9 protein-coding genes are annotated in these 9,965 nt (G+C 72.1%); all 9 read left to right on the top strand.

What is annotated here, in order from left to right; genetic code table 11:
• Nucleotides 1-286: 286 nt before the first annotated feature.
• The gene (locus ABZS97_RS41650) at nt 287-1,204 is read left to right on the top strand and encodes a kinase (RefSeq protein ID WP_356148207.1); all 918 of its coding nucleotides are present in this window, start codon (nt 287-289) and stop codon (nt 1,202-1,204) included.
• A gap of 1 nt (nt 1,205) precedes the next feature.
• Nucleotides 1,206-2,267 (top strand): cysteine synthase family protein, encoded by a 1,062-nt coding sequence (locus tag ABZS97_RS41655; RefSeq protein WP_356148214.1) that lies wholly within the window; start codon nt 1,206-1,208, stop codon nt 2,265-2,267.
• Nucleotides 2,264-3,538: an ATP-grasp domain-containing protein gene (locus ABZS97_RS41660; protein ID WP_356148222.1), complete on the top strand. Its 1,275-nt coding sequence runs from the start codon at nt 2,264-2,266 to the stop codon at nt 3,536-3,538. The genes ABZS97_RS41655 and ABZS97_RS41660 overlap by 4 nt, the downstream gene beginning before the upstream one ends.
• Nucleotides 3,535-5,028 carry an argininosuccinate lyase gene (gene argH, locus ABZS97_RS41665; RefSeq protein WP_356148227.1) on the top strand — a complete coding sequence of 498 codons (1,494 nt, stop codon included), beginning with the start codon at nt 3,535-3,537 and terminating at the stop codon, nt 5,026-5,028. The genes ABZS97_RS41660 and argH overlap by 4 nt, the downstream gene beginning before the upstream one ends.
• The gene (locus ABZS97_RS41670; RefSeq protein WP_356148232.1) at nt 5,025-6,323 is read left to right on the top strand and encodes an MFS transporter; all 1,299 of its coding nucleotides are present in this window, start codon (nt 5,025-5,027) and stop codon (nt 6,321-6,323) included. Before argH ends, ABZS97_RS41670 begins: the two co-directional genes overlap by 4 nt.
• 51 nt (nt 6,324-6,374) lie before the next feature.
• Nucleotides 6,375-7,271, top strand: a complete 897-nt coding sequence (locus ABZS97_RS41675) for a 4'-phosphopantetheinyl transferase superfamily protein (RefSeq protein ID WP_356148239.1) — start codon at nt 6,375-6,377, stop codon at nt 7,269-7,271.
• A 123-nt stretch (nt 7,272-7,394) separates the two neighbouring features.
• Nucleotides 7,395-9,239, top strand: a complete 1,845-nt coding sequence (locus tag ABZS97_RS41680) for an acetolactate synthase large subunit (RefSeq protein ID WP_356148245.1) — start codon at nt 7,395-7,397, stop codon at nt 9,237-9,239.
• Between the two features lie 14 nt (nt 9,240-9,253).
• Entirely contained in the window at nt 9,254-9,820 is a 567-nt protein-coding gene (gene ilvN, locus ABZS97_RS41685; protein ID WP_356148242.1) for an acetolactate synthase small subunit, read from the top strand.
• Between the two features lie 49 nt (nt 9,821-9,869).
• The coding region (locus ABZS97_RS41690; protein WP_351812805.1) for a hypothetical protein at nt 9,870-9,965 on the top strand (96 nt) is incomplete at its 3' end.

Below are 9,965 nucleotides of genomic sequence, written 5' to 3' on the forward strand. Positions count from 1 at the left end.
CCCGCAGCGGATGGCGCGTCACCGCCCTCCGCTTGTGAAGGAACCGATTCCGCGCCAGACCGAGGACGGATGCTCCGGCCCGGCCCCGACCCACAACGCACCGCAAGCGACCAGCGACCGGCACCCGGACGCAGTCACCCCCGCAGGTCAGACCGCCCGAGCCGGGGAAAGCCCCCGGTGTCCCGCCCCCAACCTGCCGCCCTTGCCGCCGGACGCCGAAGGCCCACCTGCATAGCGTGATCTCGTCCGCAGGTCACGGCTTCACCGGCAGCAGAGGGTCATGGACATGGTGGATCATTCCGACTGGCGTGTCGGGGCCGCATCGGCCCCCGTCCATCACGGCGAGATTCTGCAGGGTGCCTTCACCACCCCAGCCGGACCCCTCCGCGGACTCGTCACGCTGCCCTGCACCCTCCACACGACCCGAGCGACGTTCACCCCGACTCCCGCAGGCGAGATCACCGTCTCACCGTCGTGGAAGGGCAAGGCGAGACGCGCCGCCGAGCTCGCCGTACGCGCCGTGACCCCGCCGGGCGCGAAGCCGGCCGGCGGCCACCTGGAGCTGACCGGAGACGTACCGCTGTGCCGCGGCTTCGGCTCCTCCACCAGCGACGTGCTGTCGGCGATATGGGCGGTGAAGGACGCGTTCGCCGACCCCCTGCCCCCGCAGGAGGTCGCCCGCCTCGCCGTACACGCGGAAACCGCCTCGGACTCCCTGATGTTCGAGGAGTCCACCGTGCTGTTCGCGCAGCGCGAGGGCACCGTGATCGAGGACTTCGGTTACCGGATGCCACCCCTGAGAGTCCTCGGCTTCGGCTCGCGCCCCGCGAACGACGGCCGCGGCGTGGACACCCTGGCGTTCACGCCGGCCCGCTACGACCAGGCGGAGATCACACGGTTCGCCCGGCTCAGGGACATGCTCCGGGAGGCCATCCAGATGAAGGACGTCGCCCTGCTGAGCTCGGTCGCGACGGCCAGCGCGGAGATCAACCAGCGGCATCTGCCGGTCCCGGACCTGGACCGGATACGGGACGTCGAGCGGACCTGCGGCGCCCTGGGCGTACAGGTGGCACACAGCGGGGACATCGCGGGACTCCTCTTCGACCGGGACGACCCCGACGTAGAGGGACGTACCGCGCAGGCGCGAGACCTTCTGCACCGGATCGGAATCCACGAGCAGTGGATCTACACAACGGGTGACTGACATGACGACGACGACCTTGCCGAAGGCTCACTCCTCGATCGTGGAGGCCACCGAGCTGCCACGCATCATCAAGGTGAGCGACAACCTCTACGCGACGGCCTTCAGCCTGATGAAGCTGCTGCCCGCCCGCTACATCATCGACCGGGCGGAGGCCGCCGGGGTGCTCACTCCGGGCACCCCGGTCATCGAGACCTCCTCCGGAACGTTCGCGCTGGGCCTGGCGATGGTGTGCCGGCTGCGCGGCTACCCGCTGACGATCGTCGGCGACTCGGCGATCGACCAGGAGCTGCGCACCCGCCTGGAGATGCTGGGCACGACGGTGGAGATCGTCGAGCACAGCGGCCAGCCCGGCGGCATACAGGGCGCCCGGCTGGCCCGGGTCGAGGAACTGCGCCGGCAGCGGCCGGACGCCTTCGTGCCGGGCCAGTACGACAACCCCGACAACCCGGGGGCGTACGGCGTGGTCGCCGATCTGATCGGCGAGACGGTCGGCTCCGTCGACTGCCTGGTGGGCCCGGTCGGTTCGGGCGGCTCGACGGGCGGACTCGCCGCGTCGCTGCGGCCGGCGAACCCGGCGCTGCACCTGGTCGGCGTCGACACCCACGGCAGCATCATCTTCGGCACCCCGGACGGCCCGCGCACCCTGCGCGGCCTGGGCAGCAGCATCCACCCGGGCAACGTGAAGCACGCGGCGTACGACGAGGTGCACTGGGTGACGGCCCCGGAGGCGTTCCACGCGACGCACGAGCTGTACCGGGCGCACGGCCTGTTCATGGGCCCGACGAGCGGCGCGTCGTTCCAGGTGGCGTCGTGGTGGGCGGAGCGCAACCCGCAGAGCACGGTGGTGATGGTGCTGCCGGACGAGGGCTACCGCTACCAGTCCACGGTGTACAACAACGCCTGGCTGCGCGAGCAGGGCATCGTCCCGAAGCCGGCCCCGACCGGCGGCCCGGTCACCGTGGACCACCCGCTGGACGCGCCGTCCGGCTGGTCCCGGCTGCTGTGGGCGCGGCGCGGCTTCGACGACGTGATGATGCCGGAGATGCCGGAGACCACGTCATGACGGAGCACCTGCTGCTGCTCATCGAGAGCAACACCACAGGAACGGGGCGCCTGTTCGCGCGCCGCGCGGCCGAACTGGGCGTCACCCCGGTCCTCCTGACCACGGACCCCGCCCGCTACCCGTACGCGACCGAGGACGCCCTGCGAACCGAGACCGTCGACACGGCGGACCAGAGCCGCATCCGGGAGGCGGCCGACCGGCTGGCCGCCGAGGCGCCGCTCGCCGGTGTGCTGACCAGCTCCGAGTACTACGTGCCCGCCGCGGCCGCCCTCGCGGGCCGGCTCGGTCTGCCGGGCCCCGCCGCGAGCGCCGTACAGGCGTGCCGGGACAAGTCCGAGCAGCGGCGCACTCTCGCCGCGGCGGGGGTCGGTGTGCCGGGCTTCGCGGTGGTGGAGACGGTGGGCGCCGCGGTGTCGGCCGCGGCCGCGACACGGCTGCCCGTGGTGGTGAAGCCGGTGCAGGGCTCGGGAAGTCTCGGCGTACGGCTGTGCGCGGACCTCGACGAGGTCGCGGCGCACGCGCGGACACTGCTGGCGACGACCGCGAACGAGCGCGGGGTGGCCACCCCGGGCCGGATCCTCGTCGAGGAGTACCTGACGGGCGCGGAGTTCTCCGTGGAGGTGTTCGGCACCGAGGCGGTGGTGACGGTCGCCAAGCACGTGGGCCCGCTGCCCGCGTTCGTCGAGGTCGGCCACGATGTGCCGGCCGCACTCCCCGGCGACCTGGAGCGGGCGCTGCGGCGCACCGCCGTCCGCGCGGTGGAGGCACTCGACCTCGGCTGGGGTGCGGCCCATGTGGAGCTCAGGCTCGACGGGACCCTGCCGAAGGTCATCGAGGTCAATCCGCGGCTCGCCGGCGGCATGATCCCCGAACTGGTGCGCAGGGCCTGCGGGATCGACCTGGTGCGCGCGCAGGTGCTGGCCGCGCTGGGCCGGCCGCCCGAGCTGGAGCGCGGGGTGTACGGCCGGGCCTCGATCCGCTTCCTGACCGCGGACCAGGACGGCATCCTCGCCCCGGACCTCACCGATGTCACCGCCAGGGCGGGCGCCGTGCCGGACGTCGTGGAGGCGGCCCTGTACCGCGGCCCCGGCGAACCCGTCGGCCCCGCCGCCGACTTCCGCGGCCGCCTCGGCCATGTCATCGCCGTCGCCGACCATCCCGCCCAGGCCGCCCGGGCGGCCGACCGCGGCGTCGCCGCCCTCGCCGCGGCGGTGTCGTACACGGCCCTGACCCCGGACCGGGACCTGCTCCCCGAGGAGGCCCTGACATGAGCACCATGCCCGCCGAATCCGTGGTGACCACGGCGTCCGCGCGCGACGGCGTCGACACCGGACGCCTCAAGGCCGCCCTCGACCCCGAGGCGCACCGCATCGTCTACGACCAGTACCTGCCCCGGGAGGCGGCGGACCCGCTGGTCGGCGAGCTGGGCCGCATCAGTGAGGTCGACCGCGCCCACCTGGTCATGCTGGCCGAGCACGGCATCGTCGATCCGGCGCGGGCGGCGGCGCTGCTCCGCGCGATCGAGGAGCTGCGCGGGTCCGACTTCGCCCCGGTGCGCGGCCGTCCGATGCCGCGCGGGGTGTATCTGGCATACGAGGGCTGGCTCATCGAGCAGTTGGGCGACGAGACGGGCGGCATCCTGCACACCGGCCGCTCCCGCAACGACCTCAACGCCACCACGGCCCGGCTGAAGGTGCGCGGCCCGTACCTGGCGCTGCTGGAGGCGGTGGACGGGCTCGCCGGGGTGCTGCTGGAGAAGGCTGCGCAGTACGCGGACGTCACGATGCCCGCGTACACGCACGGCCAGCCCGCGGTGCCGATCACGTACGGCCACTACCTGGCGGGCGTCGCCGGTCCGGTGCTGCGCGCGTACGGCCAACTCCTGGACGCGGGGCGGGAGATCGACGTCAACCCGCTGGGAGCGGGGGCGATCGGCGGTACGTCGGTGCCGGTCGACCCCCAACGCACAGCGGAACTCCTCGGGTTCACGGCCACGGCCCCCAACTCCGTTGACGCGGTGGCCTCCAGGGACTTCGCCCTGCACCTGCTGTCGGCCGCCGCCGTGCTCGGCGTGGCCTCGGCCCGGGTGGCGAAGGACCTGAGCACCTGGACGTCGGAGGAGTCGGGGCTGCTGCGGGTGGCCGACACCCTGGTCGGCTCCAGCTCGATGATGCCGCAGAAGCGCAACCCGTTCCTGCTGGAGCACATCCAGGGCCGGTCCACCGCGAGCCTGGGTGCCTTCGTGAGCGCGGCCTCGGCGATGACGACGGCCGGCTACACCAACGCGATCGCCGTGGGCACCGAGGCCGTGCGTCATCTGTGGCCCGGGCTGAGCGACACGACCGACGCGATCACGCTGCTGCGTCTGGTCGTGGCCGGCACCGAGCCGCGTCCGGAGCGCATGGCGGCGCGGGCCCGCGAGGGTTTCACCGCGGCGACGTATCTCGCGGAGCGGCTGGTCATGGAGGGCATGCCGTTCCGGGCCGCGCACCACCTGGTGGGCGAGACGGTGCTGTCCGCGCTCGACTCGGGCCGCTCCCTGGAGGAGACGTCCCGCTTCGACCATGACCTGGCCCCGGACCGCGTCGCCGCGGCGTGCGCCCACGGGGGCGGACCGGGCACGGACGGACTGCCGCCGCTGAAGGCTCAGTTGGGCACCTACCGAGCTCAGTTGACAGCCCGTCAGGACCGCTGGTCGACCGCCGCCTCGCTGCTGACCGACGCCGTACGCAATGCCGTACGAGAGCCGGTGCGGCCATGACCACCCGGACCGAGGAGCCCCCCGTCACCACCCAAACCACCCCGCGCCGCGGGCTGTTGCGCCACCGCGACTTCCGCCTCCTCTGGCTCGGTGAGACGACCAACCGGGTCGGCATCAACATCACCACGGTCGCCATGCCGCTGGTCGCCGTGGTGACCCTGAACGCGAGCACGTTCAGCGTGAGCGTGCTGGCGGCCGCGCCCTGGCTGCCCTGGCTGCTGATCGGACTGCCGGCCGGCGCCTGGGTGGACCGGGTACGGCGGCGCCCGGTGATGATGGCGTGCAACCTCGCCTCGCTGGTCCTGCTCGCGAGTGTGCCGGTGGCCGCCTGGCTCGACGTCCTCACCATGACGCAACTCCTGGTCGTGGCCCTGCTCAACGGCCTCGCCGCGGTGTTCTTCGGCATCTCCTACAAGGTGTTCGTGCCGTCCATTGTCGAACGCGAGGACCTCCAGGAGGCCAACGCCAAGCTGCAGGGCAGCGAGTCGGTGGCGCAGATCGCGGGCCTGGGCGGCGGAGGTCTGCTCGCCCAGGCGTTCGGCGCGGTCGCCGGGCTGCTGGTCAACGCCGGAACGTTCCTGTTCTCGGCGCTGTGCCTGTTCGGCATCCGCACCGCCGAACCGCGGCCGGAGCTGCCCAAGGAACGCACACCGCTGCGCCAGGACATCCGCGAGGGCCTCCAGTACACGATCCGGGACCCCTACCTGCGCGTCCTGACCACCTACGGCACCGTCACCAACCTGCTTCTGACGGCCTATCAGGCGATTATGCCGGTGTTCCTGATCCGGGAACTGGACCTGCCGGAGAGCGCGACCGGCTGGCTGCTGGCGTCCAGCAGCGTCGGCGGGATCCTCGGCGCCGTCGTCGCCAAGCGGCTGACCGCCCGCTGGGGCACCGCGCGCGGGATGCTGCTGGCCACCCTCACCACCGCGCCGTTCGCGCTGCTGATCCCGATGGGCGGCAAGGGCTGGCTGCTGGTGGCACTCGCGGCCGGCAGCGCCCTGCTGGCGCTCGGCGTGGTGCTCGCCAACGTGATCCAGGGCGCGTTCCGCCAGCGCTACTGCCCGCCGCACCTCCTCGGCCGGATCACCTCGTGCATCTCGGTCGCCAACTTCGGTGCCATTCCGTTCGGTTCACTGCTCGGCGGCGCGCTCGGCACGGCGCTCGGGCTGCGTCCGACGCTGTGGCTGCTGACCGCCGGACTGGCACTCACCCCCCTGTTGCTGCTGATCGGACCGCTGCGCGGCAGGCGCGACCTGCCCGCGGTGCCGGCCGGCGCACCCGGCGGGTCATGAGGCCCTGAGGCCCAACCCTCCCGACCCTTGAGCAAGAACAGGAGAGACCCCGTGGAAGGAACACTGCCGTGGGTCGCCCGTGAGCTGCCAACCCCCGGCTCGCTCGACCTCTGGCTCCTGAGGGTCTCGGATGTCCCCGCCGGCATCCTGGACGAGGCGGTGCTCGACGCCACCGAGCGCCAACGCGCCGCCGCCCTCATGCACGATGCCGACCGAACCCGGTTCACGGCCGCGCATGTCGCCCTACGGCGCCTCCTCGGGTCGTATCTGCGGGTACGCCCGGAGGAGATCCACTTCGGTCGGGACACCTGTCCCTGCTGCGGTGGCCCGCACGGCCGCCCGACCGTGCTCGGCGCCGCGCGCGACCTGTTCTTCTCGCTCTCCCACCGCGGCGATCTGGCTCTGGTCGGTACGGCCATGGTGCCGATCGGCGTCGACGTGGACCTGGTGTCGGACGCGACGGCGACAGCCGAACTGAGCTCGATGCTGCACGTGGCCGAGCAGGAGGAACTGGCCGCCCTCGCACCGGCGTTGCGCCCCCGCGCGCTCGCTCGGCTGTGGACCCGCAAGGAGGCGTACCTCAAGGGCCTCGGCTCCGGACTGGGGCGCGACCCCTCCCTCGACTACGTCGGCTCCGGAGCACCGGGAGGCCCTTACCCGCCCTCCGGCTGGACCCTGCTGGAGGTGCCCGTCGACCGGGGCTACGCGGCGGCGGTGGCGGTTCGCGGCGAGCTGACCCTCACCGTCCCGACCGTCACCCGGCTCTCCGGGCTGGAGGTCGCCGGCCTCACCTGCGCCGCACCGCTGTCGGAAACGTCGTCCTCCCTGCTGACGAGAGGACCGACTCCCCTGGGACGCGCGCCGACTTCCCGGCGGCCGGGAGCATCGGCACCGGCTCCCCGGGCGCCGGGAACCTCTCCGCTGCTGACGGGAGGCACCCCGACCTGACCGCCGCACAGCTCACCGCCGTACAACCACCCACTCCACCACGTCTGTCCCCACCCCTACGGCCCCTTGGAACTGACCATGTCAAACGCTGTGCAGCAGGCTCCCGCGGCCCGCCTCCCGCGGATGCGGACCCACACCGACGAACGACGTTCCTCCTCTCCCGGCGAGCCGATGACGGGCGCGCAGTCCCTCGTCCGCTCGCTCGAAGAGGTGGGCGCGGACACGGTGTTCGGCATTCCCGGCGGTTGCATCCTGCCGGCGTACGACCCGCTGATGGACTCCGAGCGGCTGCGGCACGTGCTCGTGCGGCACGAGCAGGGAGCGGGTCACGCGGCCACCGGTTACGCGCAGGCCACCGGCAAGGTCGGTGTCTGCATAGCGACCAGCGGCCCGGGGGCCACCAACCTGGTGACGCCGATCGCCGACGCCCACATGGACTCGGTGCCGCTCGTGGCGATCACCGGGCAGGTGCCCTCCAAGTCGATCGGCACGGACGCCTTCCAGGAGGCGGACATCGTCGGCATCACCATGCCGATCACCAAACACAACTTCCTGGTCACCAGCGCCGAGGACATCCCGCGGACGATCGCGGAGGCCTTCCACCTCGCCTCCACCGGCCGCCCGGGCCCGGTCCTCGTCGACATCACGAAGGACGCGCTGCAGTCGCCGACCATGTTCTCCTGGCCGCCGTCGGCGAACCTGCCCGGCTACCGGCCGGTGACCCGCCCCCACCCCCGGCAGGTCCGCGAGGCGGCCCGACTGCTCAACTCCGCACAGCGGCCCGTCCTTTACGTCGGCGGCGGCGTCCTGAAGGCCAGGGCCACCGCCGAACTGCGCGACCTCGCCGAACTGACCGGCGCACCCGTGGTCACCACCCTGATGGCACTCGGCGCCTTCCCCGGAAGCCATCCCCAGCACGTGGGCATGCCCGGCATGCACGGCGACGTGTCCGCCGTGGCCGCCCTGCAGAAGGCCGACCTGATCGTGGCGCTCGGCGCCCGCTTCGACGACCGCGTCACCGGCAGGCTGGACAGCTTCGCCCCGTACGCCAAGGTCGTGCACGCCGACATCGACCCCGCGGAGATCGGCAAGAACCGCGCCGCCGACGTGCCGATCGTCGGTGACGCCCGCGAGGTCATCGGCGCGCTGGCCGCCGCCGTACGCGACGCGCACGAGGACGGGCACCGCGGCGACTACGCAGCCTGGTGGCGGGACCTCGACCGCTGGCGCACGACCTACCCGCGCGGCTACGACCTGCCCGCCGACGGCACGCTCTCCCCGCAGCAGGTGATCGAACGCATCGGTCAACTCGCCCCGGAGGGAACCCTGTTCTCCTCCGGCGTGGGCCAGCACCAGATGTGGGCGGCGCAGTTTCTGCCGCACGAGGAGCCCGGCACGTGGTTCAACTCCGGCGGCGCCGGAACCATGGGCTACGCGGTCCCGGCCGCGATGGGCGCCCAGGCCGGGCGGCCCGACCGCACCGTGTGGGCCATCGACGGCGACGGCTGCTTCCAGATGACCAACCAGGAACTCACCACCTGCGCCCTGAACAACATCCCGATCAAGGTCGCCGTCATCAACAACGGCGCCCTCGGGATGGTCCGCCAGTGGCAGAACCTCTTCTACGGCGCACGCTTCTCCAACACCGTGCTGCACAACGGCGAGACCAACGCCGCGACCGGCTCCACCCGGGGCGTGGGCTCCACCGCCAACCGGGGCACCCGCGTCCCCGACTTCGTCCTCCTCGCCGAGGCGATGGGCTGCGTGGGCCTGCGCTGCGAGTCCCCGGACGAGCTGGACGCGGTCATCGACAAGGCCAACTCGGTCACCGACCGCCCGGTCGTCGTGGACTTCATCGTCCATGAGGACGCGATGGTCTGGCCGATGGTGCCGGCCGGCACCTCCAACGACGACATCATGGCCGCCCGGGACGTCCGCCCCGACTTCGGCGACGCCGCGGACGACTGAGAGGACCCTCCGACATGTCCCAGCACACACTCTCCGTCCTGGCCGAGAACACCCCCGGCATCCTGGCCCGGATCGCCGCCCTGTTCTCGCGCCGCGGCTTCAACATCGACTCGCTCGCCGTGGGCACCACCGAGCACCCGGACCTCTCCCGCGTCACCATCGTCGTACGCGTCGACGACCAGCTCTCCCTGGAGCAGGTCACCAAGCAGCTCAACAAGCTCATCAACGTCGTGAAGGTCGTCGAGCTGGAGCCCGACTCCGCCGTGCAGCGCGAACTGGTCCTGGTGAAGGTCCGCGCCGACAACACGACCCGCTCCCAGATCGTCGGCATCGCCGAGCTGTTCCGCGCCAGGACCGTGGACGTCTCCCCCGAGGCGGTCACCCTGGAGGCCACCGGAGCCGGCGACAAACTCGACGCGATGCTGCGGATGCTGGCCCCGTTCGGCATCAGGGAACTCGTCCAGTCCGGCACGATCGCCATCGGCCGTGGCTCCCGCTCCCTCGCCGAACGCGGAGTCCGCGAGGCCCGCCCCGTCCGCTTCACGGCGACGGAAGCAACCCCGCAGACGCAGTCCGCCTGAGCCTGATTCACGTACCCAATAACCCATACACATCTGAGGAGTTATCCCGATGGCCGAGCTGTTCTACGACGCCGACGCCGACCTGTCCATCATCCAGGGCCGCAAGGTCGCGGTCATCGGCTACGGCAGCCAGGGCCACGCCCAC

This window comes from Streptomyces sp. NPDC005485 (genome assembly GCF_040606085.1).
Classification (GTDB): domain Bacteria; phylum Actinomycetota; class Actinomycetes; order Streptomycetales; family Streptomycetaceae; genus Streptomyces.